This is a genomic window from Pilimelia terevasa (assembly GCF_014647915.1).
Lineage (GTDB): Bacteria > Actinomycetota > Actinomycetes > Mycobacteriales > Micromonosporaceae > Pilimelia > Pilimelia terevasa.
In genome coordinates this window covers 17,227-41,259 of sequence record NZ_BMQC01000016.1, presented here as the reverse complement: position 1 = coordinate 41,259, position 24,033 = coordinate 17,227, and the positions used below count along the sequence as shown (strand labels likewise).

The following is a 24,033-nucleotide window of genomic DNA, read 5'->3' as shown; positions in this document are numbered from 1 at the left end:
TAGCCAGCGGGCCGGCCGCCCGGGGCGAGTCGGCCCAAGCCGTCCGCTACCGCGCGCGGCGGGTGGTGCAGGCGCGCGGGGCGGCGGCGATGTCCTCGGCGGAGTAGACGACGGCGACGGTGAAGCAGTAGGCCAGCGCCGGCCGCAGTCCGTGCACCACGTACCGGTCCGCGCCGGGTGACAGGACGCCCAGCGACGCCGGAGGCTGCCCCCGCCGGCCGCCGGTGAGCAGGACCGGCCCCTGCGCCCCCGGCGGGTACGACCAGGTCAGCAGGATGCTGTCGGCGCGGTCGACGAGCCGGACGGCGGAAGGCGGCGGCGGCGCGGGGCGACCGGCACCGGTTTCCCCGGCCCCGGCCCCGGCGGTTCCCGCGGCTCCGGCTCCGGCGGATGTCGGCGTCGGGGCCGCGCTCCCGGCCGCGCGGCTGTCGGGAGCGCGGCTGTCGGGTGCGGGTCTGTCGGGTGCGGGGCGCAGGTGCCAGGCGGCCGCGCCGACGCCGACGGCCGCGAGCGCCGCCGCGGCGTACACCACTCCCGCCCGGCCGGGGCGGCCGAGGCGGGGGCCGGGGCGCCGGTACTCGACGGGGGCGCCCGCGGAGGCCGCGAGCGGCCCGAACCCGCCGGCGAACGGCGCGTCGTCCGCCGCCGGGGCCTCGGCCAGGACCGCCGCGAGGCGGGCGTGCGCGGCCCGGGTCCGCGGGGCGTCCGGCCCGTCGGCGGCGAGGTGGGCGGCCACGACGGCGCGGTACTGGCGGGCGGCCGCCTCGTGCCGGCCGTCGGCGTGCAGCGCGGCGGCCAGCGTCTCGGCGGCGCGCAGGCGGCGGGGGTCGGCCGGCCCGCCGCGTTCGGCCGCCAGCTCCCCGGCGTAGCGCGCCCACGCGCACGCGAAGCTCGGCTGACCGGCGGACACGAGCAGGTGGGCGTACCGGTCGGCGGCCTCCACCAGCGCGTCCGCAGGCGTCGAGGCCTCGGCGAGCAGCCGCTCCAGGACGACGCGGGCGCCGTCGGCGTCACCGGCGGCGACCAGCGTGTCGGCTTCGGCGAGTGCCGCCGGCCCGTCCGCGGGCGGGCCGGCGGGCGTGTCCCCAGTCATCGACCCATAGTGGTCGGTGGTGGACGGTCGGTTCAAGCCCCGCGGCTCAGCGCGGCTGCCACGCGTCGGGCTGGGTGGTGAGCCGGCGGACCTTGGCCGGCATCCGCCCGGAGATGAGCTGCGCGAGGGACACGTGGTCGACGACGTCCCGGACGGCGGCGCGGACCGCCACCCACAGCGTCGGCAGGTGGGCGGCGCTGCCGTCGTAGCTGGTCTGCTCGGGCCGGACCCCGCGGACCTCGGCCAGCGGGCCGTCGACGGCCCGCAGGAGCTGCCCCACCGTCACGTCGGCCGGCGCCGCCGCGAGGGCGTACCCGCCGTCCGCGCCGCGCTGGGACCGCACGAGCCCCGCGCGGCGCAGGTCGGCCAGCACCGCCTCCAGGAACTTGTACGGCAGGTCCTGTTCGTGGGCGATCGCGTGGGCGGGCAGGAGGCCGGGGTGGGCGGCGGCGAGACTCAGGGCCGCCCGGACCGCGTAGTCGCCGCGCGCTGAGATCTGCACCTGTCCATCATGCCGGTTTCCGCGGCGCGGGGCGGGGCGGGTGGCGTGCCGGTGGGCAGCACTGTCCACAGAGGCGCCCGGACAGCCGAAAACCGGGCCCACGCGTCGTCGCGGGCCCGGTGCGGTCCGGGGTGTGGGGGTCGGCGGCTCAGCGCCCGGCGAGGAGCCGGTTCACCGCGGCGTCGACGTCCAGGTGGTCGGTCTCGCGGCCGCGGGCGACGACCACGTGGGTCCGGCGCAGGAAGCGCACGAGCACGCTGCGCGGTACCTCGAACAGGGCGTTGCCGTCCGGCGACGACAGCGCCAGCGCGACGAAGTCGCCGCGGGGCGTGGCCCAGGGCCACACGCGGACATCGCCGATGCCGGCGGGCTCGTCGAGCCCCGTCATCAGCAGCTCCCGGGCGAAGGACCAGCTCACGGCCTCGCCGCCGGCTGACTCCGCGTGGAACAGGACGTGGACCGCGTACGGATCGGCTGGGTCGTAGCGGAGACTGGCGCGCACCGGCAGGGCGGTGGCGTCAGGCGCGACCAGCCGAAGCGATGTCTCCACCTCAACGGTTGTGGGTCGAATGGCACTCATGGACGAACTCCCCCCGGCACCGCGGCGGGGCAGCTCAACCCCGCGATTCCCATACTCAGGTGAAGGCTGTCGTTACGCTCAGCCATGCCCCGATCTCACCCGGTAGGGGGAAGGCAGACATTGTGTTGCCGCGGAACACCCTATTTACCGATATACTGCGCTGTTCTGCCGTCCCAGGCAGAGTTGTCCCGGCGTCGGGCTGGGCCCGTACGTCGACTCACTCCGGTAACGTGCGGCCGTCATGGTTAGTGACGGGCCGAATGCGACTGCGAGGCGAATTGGTGACCACACACAGAGTAACCGTATTGGGTGACTTTGTCCGCTAAGGCACAGTTACATGGAGTTAACGCGGAAGTGCGGCGGTTCCACCGCCTCCGCGCGCGGATCGACGGCACGCTGGCCGCCATCCGCGCCCACCCCACCGGACGGGTGGCGTTCAAGGTGGCGGTCGCGGTCCTGGGCGCCCTCGTCGTGGGCCTCGGCCTCGTCCTCATCCCCCTGCCCGGGCCGGGCTGGGCGCTGGTGCTGCTGGGCCTGGCCATCTGGGCGGTCGAGTTCGTATGGGCCAAGCATCTGCTGCGCTACACCCGGCACCGCGTCCAGCTCTGGACCGGGTGGGCCACCAGTCGGTCGCTGCCGGTGCGGCTGCTGCTCGGCGCGGCCGGCCTGCTGTTCGTGGGTACCGTGGCCCTGCTCTCGCTGCGCTACGGGCTGGGCATCGACGTGATCGCCGACGGCTGGCGGTACATCACGACGCACTGACCCCGGTGCCGCAGGCGGTGCGGCCGATCGGGTACAGTCTGGTCCCGTTGCGGCCTACCGGGCCGCCACGGGCGATTAGCTCAGTGGGAGAGCGCTCCGTTCACACCGGAGAGGTCACTGGTTCGAACCCAGTATCGCCCACCATCTGTGTAGACCCTATGACTGTGAAGATCACGAAGCACGCGGCACCTGGCGCTTCGTGATCGATCTGCCGGTGGGTGGGACGGCAAGCGGCGGCAGCACAAGTGACGGGGATTCGCGTCCGAAGCTGCTGCGGAGAAGGCTGAGACGGACCAGATCTTCTCGCGCTGCTCAAAGTCGCTCGATGGCACGCAGGACGATCGCCTTGGCCTCAGGTCCGTGGACAGCGGACTCCTGGAGCAACTCAAACAGCCGCTCGTACTGCGCTATCTCCTGCGGGCGGACCACCTTCAGCTCGGCTGAGGGAGTAGCGATGATCACACAGTCGGAATCATGTATCCAGAAGCCCACCGCATCCACGCCGAACTTCGGTTGACCGGCGGGGATGATCCCTAGTCGGACGAACGGCAGGCGCATGATCCAAAGCAGGTGGGTTAGCTGCTGCTCGTGGTCGCCGAGCTGGTCCGTGTATCTCGCGTGTATCGCTTCTTCGTAAAGGACCACGGCCAGCCGCTTGGACGGGTCTAGGGCCACGTGAGCGCGCGACTGACGGAAGCTCACGGTCTCATCCATGTCCCAGGGTGCATCGAGAAATTCATACCAGAATTTCAGTACTCCACGCATGTACGGCTCAGTCTGGAAAATGCCAGGCAGCATCAAGGGCTCATGGATTCTGAAGATCTTGGTGTTCTTGTAGAGCGCCATCGAGCCAGGGCCACCTGTGCGCTTCATCCCCGCCTTGGCGCGGGTCTTCCACTCCACGTACGCCGAATCTACGGCGCGAAGAGTGGCGATCAGGTCAGGAAGCTGGTCATCCGCTCCGCAGTGGTGACACCAGTGAGCAATGTTCTGCTCCGTGGGGGCTTGAGTACCGTTCTCGATGCGGCTTACCTTGGTGAAGTGAATCCCTGTGAGCCTCGCTAGGGTCCGCCCCGTGAGACCAGACGACTTCCTGATTGTACGTAGGCGGACCCCAAGCTCCCTACGGGAGTCCTCGATGGCGCAATACGGTGAACTCATCGTGTGGGATCGAGATCTTCCAAGCTTCGTCAGATGCTGGGCGGCACAGTTCTAGTCCCTATGGTGGAGGGTGTGGGCGGGCAGAGTCAACCATAAACATCCTGCAACATCCTGGCTCTGCTGGTCACGGTATCTCTACGGTCATCCGCATGCGGTGGCTAGTGGTGATCGGGGCAGGGGTCGGTTTCCTGCTTGGCTTCCTGTTTACCAAGATCAGAAACCGATGGTGTCCGTCCTGTGGGGGCTCCACCGTGTACCTTCGCCCGGAGCGCGATCATCGCCGTAGGTGATCTCCCTACCGACGAAGGCGGCAAGGTCAAGTGCAGCCAGGTGCGCAATGCGGTCCCGATGAAGTTCGGTTCATCGAGATCAGGTCTGCGTCGATCCCACACGCCCGTAATCGTGCTGCCGCGTCCAGGTAAACTGCCGTCCTTGGGGAGGATGATCGTGTTCTTGCGCGCCTCGTTGATTGCGGCGGCCATTTTTTTTTGCGGGGTGGTCGTGACGGGCGTCGCCGCTGTGTTCCTGTTCCTGATCCCGGTAGCTGACGGCGAAGTATCCGGTCCAGCTACGAGTGTGCCTCTGAGCCCGGGAGAGACGCCGCGACCAAGGCAGAGTTGAGCAGTCCGAGCTGGTCGGCTCAGTCGCGGGGATGGGCGGCGCGGAACTCGCGGATGTACTTCGGCAGGTCCCGTGCCGGCGCCCAGCCCAGTCCGCGGGCCTGGCTGGTGTCCGCGCGCCCGCGGGTGCGCTCGCCGGGCAGGGCCGGTACCAGCGCGTAGGGCGCGCCGAACATCTGCGCGACCTCGATGATCGGCCACTCCCGGCCGGTGCCCAGCATGTACCCGTCACCCCGGCCCTCCCGCGCGCACCGCACGACCCCGGCGACGATGTCGTCGATGTGGGTGAAGTCCCGCGTCTGGGTGCCCGGCGACACGACCGTGAGCGCCTCGCCGGCCAGGTACTGGCGCTCGAAGATGCCGATCACGGTCGCGTACTTGCCCTCGGTGATCTGCCGCGGCCCGTACACGTTGTAGAAGTACGTGATCGCGTAGTCCAGGCCGTACCAGGTGGCGTAGTTGCGGATGTACTCGACGTTCTTGGCTTTGGTCCACGCGTACGGGTTGAGGTGCTCGTCGGCGCCCTCGTTGCCGAACTTCGAACTCGACCCGGCGTACACCAGCTTCGCCCCGTGCCGCTGGGCGAAGTGGACGACCTCCTTGGTGCCGCGCAGGTTGAACTCCCAGGTCAGGTCGCCCTCGTCGAACGACTGCACGATCCGGGAGTACTCGCCCAGGTGGTAGACGGTCTCGGGCGAGGGGAGCCCGCGGTCCTGCCAGACCTTGTCGATGTCGATCGTGCACGCGTCGAGGTAGGTCACCTGCGGGTGGTCGAGGTGGTTGTCCGGGGTGCCGGTGAAGTAGTTGTCCAGCGAGATGACCGCGGTGTCCGGCGCTTCGGCCACGAGGTGCCGGATCAGGTTGCTGCCCACGAAACCGGCGCCGCCGGTCACCAGGATGGTCGAACTCACGCGGGGACCCCTTCGCGGCCGGCTGATCGAGAGCCCGTCGACTCTACCGCACGGGTACCGGCCCGGCGCCGCGGCGCGGGTCCCGCCGCGGCGGCCGCGTGGTGCGGCCGCCGCCCAGCGGCGGGTCAGCCGACGGTGAGTGTGGTCAGCGCGGCCGGGATCTGCGGGCGGCCGTCGGTGCCGCCGCCGGCGACGCCGCCGGCCGCCACCCGGTCCACGACCGCCAGCCCGTCGGCGCCGACCGTCCCGAAGATCGTGTAGTGGGGCTGGAGGTAGGAGTCCTTGTAGACCAGGAAGAACTGCGCGCCGTTGGTGTCCGGGCCGGCGTTGGCCATGGCGAGCACCCCCCGCGCGTACAGCCGCCGCTTGCCCGTCGGGTCCCCGGGCTGGCCCGGCAGGTCCGTGGGCAGCTCGTCCCGGAACGCGTAGCCGGGGCCGCCCTCGCCGGTGCCGGTCGGGTCGCCGCACTGGAGCACGCTCAGGGTCGGGTAGCTGGTGAGCCGGTGGCAGCTCGTGTCGTCGAAGTACTTCGCCGTGACCAGGTGCGCGAAGTTCAGCGCGGCGCACGGCGCCTTGGCGCGGTCCAGGGTGAGGGTCATCGGGCCGTGCGGCGTCGTCACGGCGACCGTGGCCGTACCGGTCTGCGGCAGGTCGGTGTCGTCGGGGATCGTCACCGGGCGGGCCGGCGCCTCGTCCACTTTGACGAACCCGCACACCCCGGCCGGCGCCGCCGCCGCGGGGGCCGCCGCGGCGAGGCCCGTGACCGCCAGTGCCGCCGCCGCGCCCGCAGCCCCGTACCGGCGCATCCTCCGCTGAGTCACCCGCATGACGTCCTCCCCAGGATCCGGCCGCACGCGCGTGCGGTCGAAGTGGGTCTACTACACCGGTCGCCCCCGGTCAATGCGCGGCGGGCACGTGCAGCGCCCACCGCCCGCCGCGGTACCGCAGGGTGGTCACCGACAGGGGCGCGACGTCGATCTGCGCGTACGCCCCGTCAGGCAGGCCGAGCGCCACGAGGAACGCCGCGCGGACGACGGCCGGATGGGTGACCGCGGCACTGCCCCGGTCCTCGGCCGCCCGGTCGGCGAGCCAGCCGCCGACGCGGCGGCGCAGCGCGGCGACGCTCTCCCCGCCGGGCGGCGCCAGCTCGGGTGCGGCCAGCCAGCGTCGGGCGGCGTCGAGGTCGCGCGTCAGCAGGTCGGCCGGGGACCACCCGGCCCACCGGCCCCAGCCGCGGTCGGCCAGCGCGGGCGCGGCGGCCGCGGCGGCGTGCCCGAGGCCGGCGGCGGTCTGGCGGGCGGCGGCGGCCGGACTCGACCACACCGCCGCCGGGCGGCCCAGCGGGTCGCGCGGACCAGCCGCGAGCGCGGCCACGGCCGCCCGGCCGCCTTCGTCCAGGTCCTGTTCGCCCGCTCCGCACCGGGCGGCGCGCAGCGCTGCGGTGGCGGCGTGCGCCACCAGCCGCAGCGTGCTCACGCGCCGACGGCGACCGGGGTGGCCGTCGGCGCGGCCGCGGACCGGCCGAGCCGCTCCACGAGGACCGCGAACACGAGCCCCACGCCGACCCACAGCGCGAACTGGGTGCCCAGGGTGGCGAGGCGGAAGGACCACAGCAGCGTGGCGGGGAAGCCGCCGGGCACCTCCTGGAACGTCGGCAGCACCGCGTACGCCGCCCCGACGGTGGCCAGGAAGGCCCCCGCGGCCGCGGCCGCGCGCGGCGCCTCCCCGGCCGTGCGCAGCGCGCGGTGGGCGGCGACGGCGGCCCACCCGGCCAGCAGGCCGAGGACGACCAGGAGCAGCCAGGACACGGTGCGCGCCGTCACGGTGCCCGGGTCGCCCACACCGGGCGGGTTCGGCGGGTACTTGAGGGCGGGCACCAGCACTACGGCGACCAGGCCGGCGGCGGCGAGCCCCAGCGCGCTCCGCACCCCGCCCGGCGCCCGCGGGCGCCGCCGCAGCAGCGCGAAGGCGGTGGCGAGCAGGCCGCCCATGGCGACGCCGAACAGGGCCGTGGCGAGGAAGAGCCCCGCCTTCTGGCCCGAGCGGCTGACCAGCGCCTCCTCGTGGCTGTGCCCGTCGGGCTCCGGCGGCGCGGCCGCGGCCTGGGCCTCCTCGACGGCGATGGCCCGGTCGAGCCACGGCTCGCCGACGGTGTAGGCGAAGGAGCCGGCGAGCAGGCCGCCGACGAGCCCGGCCAGCAGGCCGCGCAGCAGGATCTGGATGAACGACTGCATGAACCGGCCCGGGGTCAGTGGCAGGGGACGCCGAGCAGGTGCCGACCGTCGTGCATCAGCTCGTGCAGGAGCATCCCGGACTGCGAGACGGCGCCGTTGTCGAAGGCGACCAGGTAGGTCAGCAGCAGCAGCGCGCCGACGACGGCGAGGGCCGTCCAGAACACGCGCGCGGGTACGGCGGCGGCCTGGGTGGTGGCGGTGGTACCGGACATGGTGTGACCTCCTGGGGGATGACGCGTCCCGGTTGGCGTTGTCGCGGCGGGCGGCAGACCTGACTTCCCCGGCCTTCGACCAGGGTCACAGTGGCGCGACCGTACCGGACTCCCACCGGTTTCCCCACGCCGCCGCGGCGGGTTCGCCGTGACGGTAGCCGGCCCGCGGAAGGCGGGTCAACCGGCGGCGCCCCCGGGCCGCCCGCCGCCGGCCCGGGGCGCCGAGGCCAGCCGGCGGCGCACCGCCGTCAGCAGCTCGGCCTTGGTGAACGGCTTCTCCAGCAGGACGACGCCCGGCTCCAACGTCTGGTGCGCGTGCAGGACCGGTTGGGCGTACCCGGACGTGTACAGCACCAGGGTCGCCGGCCGGGCGGTGGTCACCCGGCCGGCCAGCTCGCGCCCGGGCATCTTGGGCATCACCACGTCGGTGAGCAGCAGGTCGATGTGCTCGGGGTAGCGGTCGGACAGGTCGAGGGCGGCGGCGCCGTTCTCGGCGACCAGCACCTTGTAGCCGGCGGTGCCGAGGGTGCGTTCGAGGACCTCGCGCAGGGCCCCCTCGTCCTCGACGACCAGGACCGTCTCGCCGTGCCCCTGCAGGTCGGCGGCCGACGCGGGCGTCTCGGGCGGCTCGGGGGTGCCGTCGCTGGCCGGCAGCAGCATCGTGACGGTCGTCCCCATCCCCAGCTCGGAGTACAGCGTCACGTCGCCGCCGCCGGAGGTCAGGATGCCGTACACCATCGCCAGGCCCAGGCCGGTGCCCTCGCCGCTGGGTTTGGTCGTGTAGAACGGCTCGAAGGCGCGCTGGATCACCTCGGGCGGCATCCCCGCGCCGGTGTCGCTGACCCGCAGCCGTGCGAAGCGGCCGGGCCGCAGGTGGGGGCGGCCGCCGATGTCGGCGGTCTCCAGCGCGGTGGCCGACGTCTCGATGATCAGCGAGCCGCCGCCGGGCATCGCGTCGCGGGCGTTGACGGCGAGGTTGACCAGCACCTGCTGGAGTTGGCCCGCGTCGGCGGTCACCGGCGGGATCCCGGGTGCGGGCCGGGTCACGAGGGCGATGTGCTCGCCGATCGAGCGGCGCAGCATGTGCTCGACCTCGGCGATCACCTCGTTGAGGTCGAGGACCCGCGGCCGGACGACCTCCCGCCGCGCGAAGGCCAGTAGCTGCCGGGTGAGGTCCGCGCCCCGGCGGGCGGCCCGGCGGATCTGGTCGGCGTCGCGCGCGGCGGAGGCGAGCCCGACCGCGGTGGCCTCCTCGACGATGAAGTCCGCGTAGCTGGCGATCACCGCGATGAGGTTGTTGAAGTCGTGCGCGACGCCGCCCGCGAGCTGGCCCAGGCTCTCCAGCCGCTGGGTGCGCTGCAGGGCGGCCTCCATCCGGGCGCGCTCGGACTCCGCGCGCAGCCGCAGGAACGCCGCCCGCGCGCGCAGCCGGTCGGTGATGTCGCGGATCACGGCGCAGCGGACCGGGCCGAGGTCGCTGGTCAGCACGCTGACGGTGATCTCGACGGGGATCCGGCGGCCCTCGATGCCGACGGCGAACGTCGGCTCGCCCTCGGGGTGGTGGGCGTCCGGGCCGGCCGGGCTGCCCGGCGACGGGAGGTCGTCGGAGAGCAGGTCGCCGATCGCGGCGCCGATCAGCTTGTGCCGGGTGAGCGCGAACAGCACCTCGGCCTGCGTGTTGGCCAGGACGACCCGGCCGGCGGCGTCGACGCCGATCATGGCGTCGGGCGCGGCCTCCAGCATGGCCTGGAGGGAGGCCTCGGCGCGTTCGCGCTCGCTGACCCGGCGGGCGATGGTCGTCATCCCGACCAGGGCGCCGCCGCCGTCGCGCAGCGGCGACACCGTCATCCACACCGGTACGAGGTGGCCGTCGCGGTGCCGCCGCTCGGTCTGGTAGCGCTCCACGGCACCGCCGGCCGCGATGATCGCCATGAGCTCGCGGTAGTCGGTGCGCCGCGGCTCGGGAAGCAGGTCGTCGACGCAGCGGCCGAGGACCTCATCGGCCGGGTAGCCGAGCATCCGCTCGGCGGCGGCGTTGAACGCCACGACCCGCAGGTGGTTGTCCGTGGCCACGACAGCGTCGTGCGCCGACCGCACGATTGCCGCCGCCACGTCGGCGTCGATCGGGTCGCTCATCGGCCTGGCTCTCCGCGGAGTTTGTCGATAAACCCGACATTACCGAGTAATACTCAAGTTTACTGGACTAACCAGCGAGTGGGTGCCCGGTCCGCGGCAGGCCGGCCGGGGCGCGCCACAGGGGGAGGCGCGCGTGCAGACCCGGCAGCAGGACCTGGAGACCGTCGACCCGCAGCGCCCCAGTGCCTCCCGGGTGTGGGACTTCTGGCTGGGCGGTTCGCACCACTTCGCGTCCGACCGGGCGGCCTCGGCGGAGATCACCAGAATCGTCCCCGACATGCCGGACGTGGCCCGCGCCAACCGGGCCTATCTGCGGCGGGCCGTGCGGATGGTGGTCGGTGCCGGCATCCACCAGTTCCTCGACCTCGGCTCCGGCATCCCCACCGAGGGCAACGTCCACGAGGTGGCCCGGCAGGTGGTGCCCGGCGCCCGGGTCGTGTACGTCGACATCGAGCCGGGCGCGGTCACCCACAGCCGGGCGATCCTCGGCGACGACCCGGCCGCCGCCGTCGTCCACGCCGACCTGACCGACGCCGAGCGGGTCCTGGGCGACGAGATGGTGCGCGGGGTGCTCGACCTCGCCCGGCCCGTCTGCGTCCTGCTCGTGGCGGCGGCCCACTTCGTCGCCCACACCGAGGTCCTCCAGCGGGCGCTGGACCGGTACCGGGAGGCGGTGGCGCCGGGCAGCTACCTGGTGCTGTCCCACGCCAGCAGCGAGGGCTACGAGGACGTGGCCGACGAGGCCAAGCGCGCGTACAGCCGGTCGACGCAGCCGATCATCCTGCGCTCGCGCGCCGAGGTGCGCGAGCTGATGGCCGGCTGGGACCTGGTGGAGCCGGGACTGACCACGGCCGCGCAGTGGCGGCCGGACCCGGCCGACCCGGTGTTCCCCGACCGGGTGGCCGGCGTGATCATCACCGCGGTGGGCCGCCGGGCGTAACGCCCCCGGCGTCGGGGCGGCGGCCAAGTCTGTCGTTCCGGCCGGAAAATTTGCGGCTGTCCGCCCGGGTGCGCTTCCTCACGTCACGGAGGCCGCCTGACCCGCGTTGGCAGTGCATTTTCCACCGTTCGACCGATGGCGAATAGCTGATCAGCCAGTTTCGGCTGTCCGTTCGGCCCATCCAGAAGTGGTACGCGGCTGTGCGAGGGTCCCTCGTGGTGACGCGCCGCAGTCAATCGATTGCGGACAGTCATTTACGTACCTCGATGTTGTCGTGATCCATCGTCTGAAGGAGCTGACGTGCGTAGGACAGCAGGGATCGGTGTGGCCGCCCTCGCGGTGATCGGTGCGGGGGTACTCCCGCCTGCGACACCCGCGAGCGCCGCCGGTCCGGCACCGTTGCGCGAAGCCGTGGGACAGACCGTCAACGACCAGTACACCGTGATCCTCCGCGACACCGCCGCCCGGTCGGGGACGACCGCGCGGCTGGCCCGCCGCGCCGAAGCCGGCGGCGGGGCCGTGCACCACCGGTACGGCCGGCTCGTGCACGGGTTCACCGCGACCCTGCCCGCCGCCGCGCTGGCCGCAATCCGGGGCGACGCCGCCGTGGCCTACGTCGCGCCGGTCTCCCTCGTCCGGGTCGCCGACACGACCGGCCCCGCGCCGGCGGTCCGCGCCGCCGGCGCGCAGCTCGACCCGCCCTCGTGGGGCCTGGACCGCCTCGACCAGCGGCGCCTGCCGCTGGACCGCCGCTACCGGTACGCGGCCGACGGCGCCGGGGCGGACGTGTACGTCGTCGACTCCGGCATCCGGGCCGACCACGCCGACCTGCGGGGCCGGGTCCACGGCCGGTACGACGCCGTCCGGGACGGGCGCGGGGTCGCCGACTGCCACGGCCACGGCACCGCGGTCGCCGGAGTCGTCGGCGGCCGGGCGTTCGGCGTGGCCAAGAAGGCGGAGCTGCACATCGTCCGCGTCGTCGGCTGCGACGGCCGCGGCACCGACGCCCAGCTCCTGGAAGCGCTGGACTGGCTCGGCGGCGTGCCGACCGGCCGGTCGGTCGTCAACATCGGCCTGCAGGGCTACGGCCACGCCGTCCGCGACGCCGCCCGCCGGCTCGTCGACCGGGGGATGCCGGTCGTCTTCGGCGCCAACACCCGCGGCGCGGATGCCTGCGCCGACTCGCCGGCCACGCCCGCCGGGGTCGTCGTGGGGGCCAGCGACCAGCGGGACGTGCGGGCGCCGTTCTCCGGCTTCGGCCGCTGCCTGGACCTGTTCGCCCCCGGCGTGCGGATCAACTCGCTGTCGCACCTGACGCCGCAGTCGTACGCGCTCGGCTGGTCCGGCACCTCCTTCGCCGCGGCGCACGTCACCGGCTGGATGGCCCGTACCCTGGGCGACACCGCCGCCCGGCTCCTGCCGCAGGAGCTCAAGGGCAGGCTGCTGGCGGCCGCCACGCCCGGCGTCGTCGGCCAGCCGCTCGGCAGCCCGAACCGCCTGCTCTACGGCGAGCCGGAGGCGGCCGCCCCGGCCGTGGTGTGGGCCGACGACTTCGAGACCGAGTCCGGCTGGCGGACCGACACCCACGGCACCGACGACGCCGTCGCCGGCCGCTGGGAGCGCGGCCGGCCGGCGCGCACCATGCTGGAGGGCGCGGTCATGCAGGTCGGCGCGGCCGCCAGCGGCACCCGCGCCTACGTCACCGACCTGCGCGGCGGAGCCGCCGAGGACTCCGACGTGGACGGCGGCGTCACCAGCCTCCTTTCGCCGGTCGTCCTGGTCCCGGAAGGCGGCCGCCCGCACCTGACCCTGTCCTGGTACCTGGCCCACAGCGGGGCCTGGGACCCGGCCGACCGGCTGCGGGTGAGCGTGATCTCCGCCGCCGGCACCCACCCGCTGCTGGAGCGCGGCGCGACCCCGCGGGAGGAGAGCCCGCGGCCGCGGGCCCGGCAGAGCGAGGGCCGGTGGAGCGAGGCTACGGCCAGCCTGCACGACTACGCCGGCAGGCAGGTCCGGCTGCTGGTGGAGGCCAGCGACGGCGGTACCGCCAACCTGGTCGAGGCGGGCATCGACGACCTGCGGATCAGTCGCTGACCCAGCGGACCGGCGGGGGCGGCGACGCGGTGGGGTGCCGCCGCCCCCGCCTCGGGTGGGCGGGCCGGCGCCGGGGTGCTCCCTGGCGCCGGCCCCCGGCCGGTCCGGTGGTCCCGCGGTGCGGGAGGAAGGCTCAGGTGGCGAGGGTGTGGACGGCGGTGAGGGTGGCGACGGCGAGTACCACCGTGGCGAAGGCCCGGCTCAGGGTGCGGGCGGGGATCCGGCCGCTGAGGCGGCTGCCGAGCAGGGCACCGGCCAGCGCCGCGCCGGTCAGCGGCACGACCGTCCGCCAGTCGAGGTCCTCGGCGGGCAGCCGGCACGGCAGCGCCGCCGCGCAGTTGACCGCGGTGACCAGGACGGCCGTACCGGTGGCGGTGCGGACCGGCATCCGCAGGGCCAGGACGAGCGCCGGGACGACGAGGAAGCCGCCGCCGACGCCGAGCAGGCCGGTGAGCAGGCCGACGGTGCCGCCCACCAGCGCGGTCCGCCGCCCGGCGTGCGGCACCGGCCGGCCGCCGCCCTCGCCGTACCGGCCCCGCAGCAGGAGCAGCACCCCGCACACCGTCATCACCAGCGCCAGCGACAGCAGCTCCACCCGGGCGGGCAGCAGTGGGCTGAGCGCGGCGCCGGCCGCCGCGGTACCGATGCCGGAGGCGGCCGTCAGCCCGCCGGTGCGCCAGCAGACCCGCCCGGCCCGGCCCTGCACCACCAGCGCCGCCGAGGCGCTGACGCCGACCACCACCAGGCTCCCGGTCGCCGCCGCGTGCGGCGACTGGCCGGCCAGGAAGAACAGCGTCGGCACGGTCAGCACCGCCCCGCCGCCGCCGAGTCCTCCCAGCAGCGCCCCGATCAGCACCCCCAGCGCGACGGCGAGCACGTCACTCACCCCGGTACCCCCGCAGTCCCGCCCGGCGCGCACCCCCACGCGCCCGCACGGGGCCGACCATAGGTCCTCAGTGGACTCCGCGTCGACCCCGTGCGCGCGGCACGGCGGCAAACCCGGTGATCGGCGGTAGGCTCCCCGGATGCGCGCGACCCCTCCGCACGACTCCGGCGCCGACGGGGCGCCGGGCGTCCCCGCGCCTGCCGACTTCACCGCGGCCGTGCCCGAGGCCGCCGCCGCCCGGATGCGCCAGGGCGAGGTCTGGACCGTCGGCGACCGCAGCGACCTGCGCTACCGGGTGCTCGTCCTCACCGGCGACAACTACAACGACCGGGCCAACGCGGCGCCGCTGTGTGCCCCGATCGTCCGCCTGCGCGGCGCCGAGGACCTCCCGCCGCACGCCGTGCCGCTGGCCGAGCAGGACCCGATCACCGGCATCGTGGTCCTCAACCGGCTGCGCCGGCTGCCCGCCCACGCCGGGGCCGAGCGGATCGGCATGATCACCGGTTCGAGCATGGTCCGCCTGCACGCGGCCCTGCGCGCGTTGTTCGAGCTCTGACCCGCGCCGCGGGGGCCGGTGGCGCGACAGGCGCGCGGCCGCGGGGCAGAATGCACCCCGTGACACAGATGATCGAGGAGCGGATCGCGGGCGAGCTCGGCGTCCGGCCCGCACAGGTAAGCGCCGCCGTCGGGCTGCTCGACGGCGGGGCGACGGTCCCGTTCGTGGCGCGGTACCGCAAGGAGGCCACCGACTCGCTGGACGACGCGCAGCTACGCGCGCTGGAGGAGCGGCTGCGGTACCTGCGGGAGCTGGAGGACCGGCGGGCCGCCGTCCTGGAGTCGGTCGCGGCGCAGGGCAAGCTGGACGACGCGCTCGCCGCGCAGATCGCCGCCGCCGACTCCAAGGCCCGGCTGGAGGACATCTACCTGCCGTACAAGCCGCGGCGCCGGACCAAGGCCCAGATCGCCCGCGAGGCGGGGCTCGCGCCGCTGGCCGCGCGCCTGCTCGCCGACCCCACCGGGGACCCGCTGACCGTGGCCGCCGGGTACGTCAACCCCGACGCCGCCGTCACCGACGCCGCCGCGGCGCTGGAGGGCGCCCGGGCGATCCTGGTCGAGCAGTGCGCCGAGGACGCCGACCTCATCGGCGAGCTGCGCGAACAGATGTGGCGCCAGGGCCGGCTGACCTCCCGGGTGCGCGCCGGCAAGGAGACCGAGGGGGCGAAGTTCGCCGACTACTTCGACTTCGCCGAGGCGTTCACCAGTCTCCCGGCGCACCGGGTCCTGGCCCTGTTCCGGGGGGAGAAGGAGGGCGTGCTCGACGTCAGCCTCGAACCGCAGGAGACCCCGCCGGCCCCGGGGGAGCGCACGGTGTACGAGGCGCGGATCGCCGCCCGCGCCGGGATCGCCGACGCCGGCCGGCCCGGCGACCGCTGGCTGCTCGACACGGTCCGCTGGTCCTGGCGCACCCGGATCCTGGTCCACCTCGCCATCGACCTGCGGGCGCGGCTGTGGCAGGCCGCCGAGGACGAGGCCGTCCGGGTGTTCGCCGGGAACCTGCGCGACCTGCTGCTGGCGGCCCCGGCCGGCCCCCGCCCGACCCTCGGCCTGGACCCGGGCCTGCGCACCGGCGTGAAGGTCGCGGTGGTGGACGCCACCGGCCGCGTCGCGGAGACCGCGACGATCTACCCGCACGAGCCGCGCCGGCAGTGGGACGCCTCGCTGGCCACGCTCGCCGCCCTGTGCGCGGCCCACCGCATCGAACTCGTGGCGATCGGCAACGGCACCGCCTCCCGCGAGACCGACCGGCTCGCCGCCGACCTCATCGCCGCGAACCCGCAGCTCGGGCTCACCAAGGTGATGGTGTCCGAGGCGGGCGCGTCGGTGTACTCGGCCTCGGCGTACGCCTCGCAGGAGCTGCCCGACCTGGACGTGTCGCTGCGCGGCGCGGCCTCCATCGCCCGCCGGCTCCAGGACCCGCTCGCCGAGCTGGTCAAGATCGAACCGAAGTCGATCGGCGTGGGTCAGTACCAGCACGACGTCACCGGCAGCCGGCTGGCCCGGTCCCTGGACGCCGTCGTCGAGGACTGTGTCAACGGCGTCGGGGTGGATCTCAACACCGCGTCCGTCCCGCTGCTCACCCGCGTGTCCGGCGTCACCGCGACGCTGGCCGAGAACATCGTCTCGCACCGCGAGGCGCACGGGCCGTTCCGCGCGCGCAGCGCCCTGCGCGACGTGCCGCGGCTCGGGCCCAAGGCGTTCGAGCAGTGCGCCGGCTTCCTGCGGATCAACGGCGGCACCGACCCGCTGGACTCCTCCAGCGTGCACCCCGAGGCGTACCCGCTGGTGCGCCGCATCGTCGCCGCCGCCGGTACCGACGTGGCGGGCCTGGTCGGCAACGTCGGCACCCTGCGCACCCTGCGGCCGCAGGAGTTCGTCGACGACACCTTCGGGCTGCCGACGGTCACCGACATCCTCGCCGAGCTGGAGAAGCCCGGCCGGGACCCCCGCCCGGCCTTCCGCACCGCCGTGTTCGCCGAGGGCGTGGAGAAGCTCGCCGACCTGGTACCGGGCCAGGTGCTGGAAGGGGTCGTCACCAACGTCGCCGCCTTCGGCGCCTTCGTGGACGTCGGCGTGCACCAGGACGGGCTCGTGCACATCTCGGCGCTCGCCGACCGGTATGTCGCCGACCCCCGGGACGTGGTGAAGTCCGGCGACATCGTCAAGGTGAAGGTGCTGGAGGTGGATGCGGTCCGCAAGCGCATCTCGCTGACCATGCGCCTGACCGACCAGGCCCGCCCGCCGCGCCCGCGCGACGACGCCCGCCCCGCCGCCGACCGGCGCCCCGACGCCGGCAGGCGCCCGGAGGACGGCAGGCGCGCTGACCCCGGCAAGCGCCCCGACGTCGGCAAGCGGCCGGCGGACGGCAGGCGGCCTGAGCGCGGCGAGCGGTCGGACGCGGGCAGGCGGGCCGAGGCGGGCCAGCGCCCCGGTGCCGACCGGCGGGGCGCCAAGCCGGCGCCGGACGGGCCGATGGCCGACGCCCTGCGCCGGGCCGGGCTGGCCTGAGGTCGGCGGCTACCGCCGCGAGGAGGGCACCGGGTCCGGGTGGCGCGGGCGCAGCCGCAGCTCGTCGGGCTCGATGCTGACGATCTGGAACTGGTCCTCGCCCCGCGACGACGTGATCTCCAGCGTGTCCTCGGCGGCCACCCGCCACGCGCCGTCGCGGCCGATCGGCGCGTCGGCGGGGCCGGGGGAGTACTGGCACAGGCTGCCGTCGGGGTGGAACTCGATGCCGTCGCGGCCCCGGGCGGGTGGCAGGGGCGCGTCCGCGGGACGGTAGACGCGGACGCCGGCCTCGTCCTCCTCGTGGACGTGCACCCAGCGCTGGAACAGCTCCGGCGGCGGACTCATCACACTCACGACGCACCTCCGTGACCAGGCAGCGGATCGGGTGCCGGGCGGCGCAGGTCCGCCGCGGCGCCCCTCACCGTAGCGGCTGGCCCGGCCCGGTGGGTACGCCTTGGGTCGTACCGCGCCCGGGCGGCCCGCCCCGCTGCCGGTCCGTCGTCATCCGTCGCCGCCCCCGCCGGGCGCGTCGGTCGCCGCCGACCATCCGGCGGACGGTACGCGGTGAGCCGCGTCGCATCGTCCCAGATGCGGCGGCAACGCTCAGGTCGCGCGTCCGGCGGCCGAAAGTCCATGCGTCAACGAGAAGGGGTGAGGCGGACGTGCGCGGGAACCGGGTGTGGGGCGCGCTCCTCGCCGCTGGTCTGATGACGAGCCTGGCCGTTGCGCAGTACGCTTCCGGCGCCTTCAGCCGCAGCAGCGCGAACACGGGCAACCTGTTGACGCTGGCCTCGGAGTTCGTGGCGGGCGAGTTGTACGGGTGGGGTGACAACAGCACCGGCCAACTGGGTCTGGGCAACAACACCGGCCCGCGGCTGAGCCCGGTGAAGGTGGGCGCGCTGGCGACCTGGACGTTCGTGGAGACGAGGAACCAGCCCGCCCTGGACAGTGACAGCGGTCACACCTGCGCCCTGCAGAAGAACGACACGCTGTGGTGCTGGGGGCGCAACACCAACGGCCAGCTCGGCCGCGGCAACTACACCGACTCCTACACCCCGGTCCAGGTCACGGGTAGCTGGAGCAAGGTGGCGCTGGGCGGTATGCACACCTGCGGCATCAGGACCACCGGCACGCTGTGGTGCTGGGGGCAGAACGACTACGGCCAGGTCGGCATCGGCTCGGCGACCCTGGCGTTCACCTCCCCGCAGCAGGTCGGCTCCGGCACCAACTGGACCGAGATCGCCGCCGGCAACGTGCAGAACTGCGGCATCCGCGGCGGGGCGGTCTACTGCTGGGGCGAGGGCGTCAACTACAAGCTGGGCAACAACTCGACCGCCGAGCAGAGCAGCCCGGTCACGACCAGCAGCAACACCACCCACACCCAGATCACGGTCGGCCGCCAGCACGCCTGCGCGCTGCGCAGCGCCGGCACGCTGTGGTGCTGGGGCAGCAGCGCCAACGGGCAGCAGGGCCGCGGCAACACCACCACCGCGCAGACCCCCGCCCAGGTCGGTGCCCTGACTACCTGGACCGCCATCGCCGCCGGCCGCGACCACACCTGCGGCCTGCAGTCCGGCGCCCTGTGGTGCTGGGGACTCAACACCAGCTACGAGCTGGGCCTGGGCCACACCACCTCCCCACAGACCTCGCCGGTCCAGATCGCGGCGGCCACCGACTGGATGCGGGTGACCCCGAGCAACACCTCCACGTGCGCCAACAACTACAACCGGGTCGTCTACTGCTGGGGCGCCAACGCCGACGGTCAACTCGGCCACGGCGGCACCGCCACCGAGACGACGCCCAGAGTCGTCTCCGGCCGCACCGGTGTCGTCTACGCCGGCAGCTCCGGCACCAGCACCACCTTCGCCATCAGCCCGACCTGACAGCCACCCGTCGGACCCTGCAAAGGACGGTGGTGAGCCGGCCGGCTCACCTGCGGTGCTCCTGGCCACACGCATGCCACTGCAGATCCGACATCGCCAGTTCGGCAGCACTCACCTCGAACGCGGCGGACGCGGTGTCGGTGCGCCGCTTGGCGAGGATGTTCAGATGAAGTTTGACCAGCGACGACTGCTCGCACGCCGCCCGGGCCGGGTGGCGGTAGACCTGCCAGTGGTGCCAGTCGGTCGGCGAGGAGGGCGGGAACTGCTGCACCTCCATCGCGGCGTTCCTTCCCGGAAGTAGTACGAGCTGGTGAGTTGTCCGACGGCGTCCTCGCGCAGGCGCAGGGCGCCGTCGAAACCCCAGCCCGGGATGGTGAAGGCCCAACCGGCGGGACGCTCCACTCGAAACTCGACAATGCAGAGGGCGCCCGCGCTGGCGGTGGAGTCGTCGGTCGCCACCGCCAGGTCCCGGAAGTTGACCAGGAGCCGCTGTCCGTCGCTGGGGGCGGTCACGACGGTGCGGTGCCTGCAGTCGCCGACAACCGCCGCGCCCGCGACGAACTGAGCCTCCGGTGCCCCCACCGCTGCTGGGGCTGGTGACGCCGCACCGAGTACCGTCAGCCCGACGACCCCGGCGATGGACCAGCCATCATGTCTCATCTCGATTCCCCTCGTCAGTGGTCACGTCGCTGGAGTCGATGGGTGACGGCCTGAGCCTGCGGAAGGTCAGTCGCCGAGGGGGAGGTTGAGGAGAGTGGAGCGCGGGCCGGCCAGGCAGGCGTCCATGCGCTCCACCTGGCCCTTCGTGTACAGGCACATCGCCGCGTCGTCGGTGTAGTCCATGTAGTTCATGAACATGTCCCCGTCGGGGCCGTTGCCGCAGGACAGCAGCGGCCACCCGGGCCGGCCGGTGTTGGGGCCGGCCTGGTTGGGCGTGTCGGCCACGAAGTCGCTGCCGCTGCACCCCTCGCCGTCGTCGCCCCAGATGTGGCGCAGGTTCAGCCAGTGCCCGACCTCGTGGGTCGCCGTGCGGCCCAGGTCGAACGGGGATGTCGCTGTACCGCCGAGCCCGGTGGCCGAGTGCAGCAGGACGACGCCGTCGGTCTCGGGCGGGCCGCCGGGGAACTGGGCGTAGCCGAGCAGGCCGCCGCCGAGCTGGCAGACCCAGATGTTGAGGTACCGGTCGGCCGGCCAGGCGTCGGCGCCGCCGCCGCGGGCGGACTTCACGGCGTCGTTGGCGCCGAAGCTGCGCACGCCGGTCCTGGTCCGGGTGATCCCGGTGGTGGGGGAGCCGGTCGGGTCGGCGGTGGCGAGCGCGAACTCGATCCGCGCGTCGCCGACCCGGTCCTGCCAGACGGCGGGGACGAGCCGGAGGTCGGCGTTGCGCGCGCGGAAGTCGGCGTTGAGGACGTCGAGCTGGCGGTGGATCTGCGCGTCCTCGATGTTCTGTGCCGCCGCGTTCCAGAGGATGTGGACGACCACCGGGATGGTGACGACCCCGCGCGGCCGGCCGCGCGCCCATCCGCGGCGGCCGAAGGTGAAGCTCTCGATGTCGGCGCGGGTCTGGGCGTACACCGGGTCGCTGTCGAGCAGGTGCCGGTGGACGGCCATGGTGGCGCACCAGCCGGAGGCGGACAGTCGGGGTTCCGCATCGTGTGGTGTCATGCGACTCCTCTGCTCACCGGACTTCAATGGTGAGCGCCTGAGTGCTTTGCGTCACGGTCGATGTCAGATGTCCGACTGTCGTCTTCCCGTTTGGGCGGCCAAATGAAATAATGTGAGCTTTGTGATGCCGCCAAAGTGGCGCCGTCTTTCCGTTCGTGAGGAGTGCGCATGGCTGTCGGCCACGTCCGCGTCGGTACCGGCCCGCGGCGGGTGATCGCCCTGCACGGCTGGTTCGGGGCCGCCGACCAGTGGGGTCCGTTCGCCGACCTGATCGACCCGGCGCGGTTCAGCTACGCGTTCCTCGACTGCCGGGGGTACGGCTCCCGCCGGACCGAGACCGGGGCGTACACGATGGCCGAGATCTCGGCCGACGCGCTGGCCCTCGCCGACGCGCTGGACTGGCCCCGGTTCAGCCTCGTCGGCCACTCGATGGGCGGCATGGCGGTGCAGCGGGTGTACGCCGACGCGCCCGACCGGGTCGACCGGCTCGTCGGGATCAGCCCGGTGTCCGCCAGCGGCTTCCCGTTCGACGAGGACGGCTGGGCGCTGTTCGACGGCGCCGCCGCCGACCCCGCCAAGCGCCGCCAGATCATCGACCTGACCACCGGCGGCCGGCTCAGCGACTACTGGCTCGACCAGATGGTCGAGTCCTCCACCCGGACCAGCGACCCGGCCGCGTTCGGCGCGTACCTCACCGCCTGGGGCCGCACCGACTTCGCCGACGAGATCAAGGGCGCCGCGGTGCCGGCGCTGGCCGTGGCGGGGGAGCACGACCCGGCCCTGGGGCCGGCGTGGATCGCGGACACCTGGTGCCAGCACTACCCGCAGGCGGCCTCGGCGGTCCTGACCGACGCCGGGCACTACGGCATGTTCGAGGCCCCGGTCCGGCTCGCCGGGCTGCTGGAGCAGTTCCTCGACTGAGCGCACCGCCGCGCGCACGCGCGCCCCGCGGGACCACCCGCGGACCGGCCGGCCGGCCACCCCGTTCACGTCGGCCGGCCCATTCTGGTACCTGGCTGGCCGGCAACGCGCCCTCTGTGACCTGCATAGATTCCAGGCTCCGGCGCCGCGGCACCCCGCATCGCGGCACAGAGCAAAAGGGGCAGCATGGCACTCGGGTGGGCAATCGGCAGGGCAACCACGCGACGGCGCCGCACGCGGTCGCGCCGGGTCGCGGCCTCGGCGTACGTCACGGCGGTCGTCCTGCTCGGCAGCGCGGGGGCGGTGTCCGCCGTGCCGGTCACCCCAGGCACCCCGCGCGCGGGCAGCCTGACCGAGGTCGGCCCGGTCGCCGAGCACGGCTTCCCGTCGTGGTACCGCGACAGCACCGGCCTGCGGCTGGAGGCGTGCGTCAGCCTGGCGGACCCGCTGTGCCCGGCGCTGGCCGACGAGATCCCGAACCCGGACGTGCCGGTGTCCTACCCGGACAACTTCCCGGGCGAGTTCTTCTACCAGCTCGCGGGCGCCGCGCTGACGCTGTCCAACGGCGTCGAGGCGACCGTCGGCATGGACCTGGAGGGCGCGTGGGCGGCCGAGGAGGTCCGCGACGGCGACCAGATGGTCTTCGGCCGGGTCCGCATCCGCTTCGACGCCCCCGCGGGTGAGCGGTACCGGATCACCCACCCGTACGGCGTGGACGAGATCGTCGCCACCGACCGCGGCGTGAACATGACCGAGGACATCGGCACCACGCCGGGCGCGTTCGGCCTGGCCATGACCAGCCGGATCGGGCCGTTCCTGCGCTGGGACCCGGCGGTGGCGCCCGCGGCCCCGGCCGGGTACACCGGCGACCCCGGGGTGGAGCACCGCGTGGTCGGCAGCCCGTACCAGACGAACTTCGTCCGGATCGACCGGATCGACGGGGCCGGCGCGGTGCTCGCGCAGCTCGGCCGCACCGACGAGTTCAGCGTCCAGGGCCGGTACGCCCGCAACTCCGGGGTGGAGATCGACCAGGCCACGTACAGCGTCGGCGCCAACGGCAGCGGCGTCGTCGAGGTGTACGCGCACTCCGAGCCGAACCAGGCCATCCAGCTCCAGGCCGACCCGGCGCTCGGGCTGCACACCACGGGCCTGCGCGGCCAGGGGTCGCGGTACTACGGCCGCTTCCCGGTCACCGGCCCGCTGCCCGCCGGTGCGGCCGTCCAGGTCGCCAACGCGGGCGACACCCCGGTGGCCGTCCGCAGCCGCCGGCTCGTGGACGTGGTCAGCGTGAGCCGGGCCGCGTACGACGCGGACGCCCGGACGCTGACCGTGGCGGCGACCTCCAGCGACACCGACGCCACGCCGCCCACCCTGACGGTCGCCGGGTTCGGCCCGCTGACCGGCGCCCCCTTCGCCGACGTCGCCGCGCCGCCGGCCGCGGTGACGGTCACCTCCTCGGCCGGGGGCACCGCCACGGTGCCGATCGTCGGCAGCGGCGCGGCCTTCAGCCCGCTCGCGCCGACCGCCGTGGCCACCGCGCCGACCGGCGGCGTCGCCGGCCAGCGGATCACCCTCGACGGCTCGGGCTCGCGCGGGGAGATCACGTCGTACGCGTGGCGGCAGACTGACGGCCCGGCCACCGCGCTCACCGGCGGCACGACCGCCAGGGCGCAGTTCACGCCGACGGCGGGCGGCCGGTACACGTTCACCCTGACCGTCGCCGGACCGGGCGGGACCAGTGCCGCGGTACCGGTCACGGTGGCGATCAGCGCGACCGTCCCGCCGACGGCGGCCAACGCGGGCCCGGACCAGGTGGTCCGGCGCGGCCTGCCGGCCACCCTGGACGCCCGCGCCACGGCCAACGTGGACACGCTGGGCTGGCGGCAGGTGTCCGGTCCGGCGGTGACGCTGACCGGCGCCGACACGGCCCGGCCGACGTTCACGGTGCCGCTGGTCCCGCTGCCGGCCGCCCCCGGCCCGAACCCGGCCTACGCGGTCGACCGGTCGCCGCTGGTGTTCGCGCTGACGGCCACCGGGCCGGGCGGCACCGCCACCGACCAGGTGACGGTGACACCGCAGGCGGAGGCCCTGACCGGGGTGACGGCGCGGTACCGCAACCGGGGCGAGTGGCGGATCGGCGGTACCAGCAGCCTCGTGGCCGGGCAGCGGGTGACGGCGGTCCTCGGGCCCAACGCCACGGGCCGGGTGATCGGCACGGCGTCGGTGGACGCGGCGGGCGCGTTCGCGATCCGCACGGCCACCCCGGCGCCGGGGGCGCTGCGGACGGTCACGCTGGTGTCGACCACGGGCGGCACCACGACGGCGGCCGTCGCCGTCACCAACTGAGGATGATCACGGGCGGGGCGG

Annotated in this window: 24 protein-coding genes, 1 tRNA gene and 1 pseudogene; 9 read left to right on the top strand and 17 right to left on the bottom strand. The window is 74.1% G+C overall.

Going from position 1 to position 24,033, the window contains the following annotated elements:
- Positions 1-46 precede the first annotated feature (46 nt).
- From IEY75_RS17770 to IEY75_RS17760, 3 genes are all read right to left on the bottom strand, one after another.
- Positions 47-1,093, bottom strand: coding sequence for a fibronectin type III domain-containing protein (locus tag IEY75_RS17770; RefSeq protein ID WP_189115504.1), 1,047 nt, complete (start codon positions 1,091-1,093; stop codon positions 47-49).
- Between the two features lie 46 nt (positions 1,094-1,139).
- Positions 1,140-1,595 carry an RrF2 family transcriptional regulator gene (locus tag IEY75_RS17765; RefSeq protein ID WP_189115503.1) on the bottom strand — a complete coding sequence of 152 codons (456 nt, stop codon included), beginning with the start codon at positions 1,593-1,595 and terminating at the stop codon, positions 1,140-1,142.
- Positions 1,596-1,743: 148 nt separating this feature from the next.
- Entirely contained in the window at positions 1,744-2,175 is a 432-nt protein-coding gene (locus tag IEY75_RS17760; RefSeq protein WP_189115502.1) for an SsgA family sporulation/cell division regulator, read from the bottom strand.
- A gap of 354 nt (positions 2,176-2,529) precedes the next feature.
- Between IEY75_RS17760 and IEY75_RS17755 the strand changes: the two genes are divergently transcribed.
- A complete protein-coding gene (locus tag IEY75_RS17755; protein WP_229789856.1) occupies positions 2,530-2,937 on the top strand; it encodes a TIGR02611 family protein in 408 nt (135 codons plus the stop codon).
- A 69-nt stretch (positions 2,938-3,006) separates the two neighbouring features.
- Positions 3,007-3,081 (top strand) — tRNA-Val (locus IEY75_RS17750).
- A gap of 168 nt (positions 3,082-3,249) precedes the next feature.
- Here the strand turns inward: IEY75_RS17750 and IEY75_RS17745 are convergent.
- From IEY75_RS17745 to IEY75_RS17710, 9 genes and pseudogenes are all read right to left on the bottom strand, one after another.
- Positions 3,250-3,840 carry a Scr1 family TA system antitoxin-like transcriptional regulator gene (locus tag IEY75_RS17745; protein ID WP_229789854.1) on the bottom strand — a complete coding sequence of 197 codons (591 nt, stop codon included), beginning with the start codon at positions 3,838-3,840 and terminating at the stop codon, positions 3,250-3,252.
- 54 nt (positions 3,841-3,894) lie between these two features.
- A pseudogene (locus IEY75_RS21495) lies at positions 3,895-4,098 on the bottom strand (helix-turn-helix domain-containing protein); the annotation flags it as partial.
- A gap of 158 nt (positions 4,099-4,256) precedes the next feature.
- On the bottom strand, positions 4,257-4,580 hold the full coding sequence (locus tag IEY75_RS17740) for a hypothetical protein (RefSeq protein WP_189115500.1): 324 nt from the start codon (positions 4,578-4,580) through the stop codon (positions 4,257-4,259).
- A gap of 158 nt (positions 4,581-4,738) precedes the next feature.
- A complete protein-coding gene (locus IEY75_RS17735; protein ID WP_189115499.1) occupies positions 4,739-5,629 on the bottom strand; it encodes an NAD-dependent epimerase/dehydratase family protein in 891 nt (296 codons plus the stop codon).
- A gap of 125 nt (positions 5,630-5,754) precedes the next feature.
- Positions 5,755-6,456 carry a peptidylprolyl isomerase gene (locus IEY75_RS17730; protein WP_229789852.1) on the bottom strand — a complete coding sequence of 234 codons (702 nt, stop codon included), beginning with the start codon at positions 6,454-6,456 and terminating at the stop codon, positions 5,755-5,757.
- 70 nt (positions 6,457-6,526) lie between these two features.
- Positions 6,527-7,105 (bottom strand): histidine phosphatase family protein, encoded by a 579-nt coding sequence (locus IEY75_RS17725; RefSeq protein ID WP_189115498.1) that lies wholly within the window; start codon positions 7,103-7,105, stop codon positions 6,527-6,529.
- Complete coding sequence (locus IEY75_RS17720; RefSeq protein WP_189115497.1) at positions 7,102-7,863, bottom strand: CbtA family protein; 762 nt, start codon at positions 7,861-7,863, stop codon at positions 7,102-7,104. Before IEY75_RS17720 ends, IEY75_RS17725 begins: the two co-directional genes overlap by 4 nt.
- Before the next feature lie 14 nt (positions 7,864-7,877).
- Entirely contained in the window at positions 7,878-8,075 is a 198-nt protein-coding gene (locus IEY75_RS17715; protein ID WP_189115496.1) for a CbtB domain-containing protein, read from the bottom strand.
- Positions 8,076-8,252: 177 nt separating this feature from the next.
- Positions 8,253-10,211: a hybrid sensor histidine kinase/response regulator gene (locus IEY75_RS17710; protein ID WP_189115495.1), complete on the bottom strand. Its 1,959-nt coding sequence runs from the start codon at positions 10,209-10,211 to the stop codon at positions 8,253-8,255.
- A 133-nt stretch (positions 10,212-10,344) separates the two neighbouring features.
- On the opposite strand from IEY75_RS17710, the gene IEY75_RS17705 reads away from it, so the two are divergent.
- On the top strand, positions 10,345-11,151 hold the full coding sequence (locus tag IEY75_RS17705; RefSeq protein ID WP_189115494.1) for an SAM-dependent methyltransferase: 807 nt from the start codon (positions 10,345-10,347) through the stop codon (positions 11,149-11,151).
- A 411-nt stretch (positions 11,152-11,562) separates the two neighbouring features.
- On the top strand, positions 11,563-13,245 hold the full coding sequence (locus IEY75_RS17700; RefSeq protein ID WP_189115493.1) for a S8 family peptidase: 1,683 nt from the start codon (positions 11,563-11,565) through the stop codon (positions 13,243-13,245).
- 133 nt (positions 13,246-13,378) lie between these two features.
- On the opposite strand, the gene IEY75_RS17695 is transcribed toward IEY75_RS17700, so the two are convergent.
- Positions 13,379-14,131, bottom strand: a complete 753-nt coding sequence (locus tag IEY75_RS17695) for a sulfite exporter TauE/SafE family protein (RefSeq protein WP_189115492.1) — start codon at positions 14,129-14,131, stop codon at positions 13,379-13,381.
- A 139-nt stretch (positions 14,132-14,270) separates the two neighbouring features.
- On the opposite strand from IEY75_RS17695, the gene IEY75_RS17690 reads away from it, so the two are divergent.
- Together IEY75_RS17690 and IEY75_RS17685 are read left to right on the top strand one after the other, a co-directional pair.
- Positions 14,271-14,687 (top strand): type II toxin-antitoxin system PemK/MazF family toxin, encoded by a 417-nt coding sequence (locus IEY75_RS17690; RefSeq protein WP_229789850.1) that lies wholly within the window; start codon positions 14,271-14,273, stop codon positions 14,685-14,687.
- A 59-nt stretch (positions 14,688-14,746) separates the two neighbouring features.
- Positions 14,747-17,197, top strand: a complete 2,451-nt coding sequence (locus IEY75_RS17685; protein ID WP_308425715.1) for a Tex family protein — start codon at positions 14,747-14,749, stop codon at positions 17,195-17,197.
- A 9-nt stretch (positions 17,198-17,206) separates the two neighbouring features.
- On the opposite strand, the gene IEY75_RS17680 is transcribed toward IEY75_RS17685, so the two are convergent.
- On the bottom strand, positions 17,207-17,551 hold the full coding sequence (locus tag IEY75_RS17680) for a hypothetical protein (RefSeq protein WP_189115490.1): 345 nt from the start codon (positions 17,549-17,551) through the stop codon (positions 17,207-17,209).
- A gap of 308 nt (positions 17,552-17,859) precedes the next feature.
- Between IEY75_RS17680 and IEY75_RS17675 the strand changes: the two genes are divergently transcribed.
- Positions 17,860-19,080: an RCC1 domain-containing protein gene (locus IEY75_RS17675; protein WP_189115489.1), complete on the top strand. Its 1,221-nt coding sequence runs from the start codon at positions 17,860-17,862 to the stop codon at positions 19,078-19,080.
- A 46-nt stretch (positions 19,081-19,126) separates the two neighbouring features.
- Here IEY75_RS17675 and IEY75_RS17670 read toward each other — a convergent pair whose 3' ends face one another.
- From IEY75_RS17670 to IEY75_RS17660, 3 genes are all read right to left on the bottom strand, one after another.
- Positions 19,127-19,357 carry a hypothetical protein gene (locus tag IEY75_RS17670; RefSeq protein ID WP_189115540.1) on the bottom strand — a complete coding sequence of 77 codons (231 nt, stop codon included), beginning with the start codon at positions 19,355-19,357 and terminating at the stop codon, positions 19,127-19,129.
- Entirely contained in the window at positions 19,243-19,740 is a 498-nt protein-coding gene (locus IEY75_RS21490; RefSeq protein WP_189115488.1) for a DUF4360 domain-containing protein, read from the bottom strand. Before IEY75_RS21490 ends, IEY75_RS17670 begins: the two co-directional genes overlap by 115 nt.
- 66 nt (positions 19,741-19,806) lie before the next feature.
- Positions 19,807-20,745 carry a zinc metalloprotease gene (locus tag IEY75_RS17660; RefSeq protein ID WP_229789848.1) on the bottom strand — a complete coding sequence of 313 codons (939 nt, stop codon included), beginning with the start codon at positions 20,743-20,745 and terminating at the stop codon, positions 19,807-19,809.
- Positions 20,746-20,913: 168 nt separating this feature from the next.
- Here IEY75_RS17660 and IEY75_RS17655 point away from each other — a divergent pair, with 168 nt between their 5' ends.
- Together IEY75_RS17655 and IEY75_RS17650 are read left to right on the top strand one after the other, a co-directional pair.
- On the top strand, positions 20,914-21,666 hold the full coding sequence (locus IEY75_RS17655; protein WP_189115487.1) for an alpha/beta fold hydrolase: 753 nt from the start codon (positions 20,914-20,916) through the stop codon (positions 21,664-21,666).
- Between the two features lie 186 nt (positions 21,667-21,852).
- Positions 21,853-24,012: a PKD domain-containing protein gene (locus IEY75_RS17650; RefSeq protein ID WP_189115486.1), complete on the top strand. Its 2,160-nt coding sequence runs from the start codon at positions 21,853-21,855 to the stop codon at positions 24,010-24,012.
- Positions 24,013-24,033: the final 21 nt, after the last annotated feature.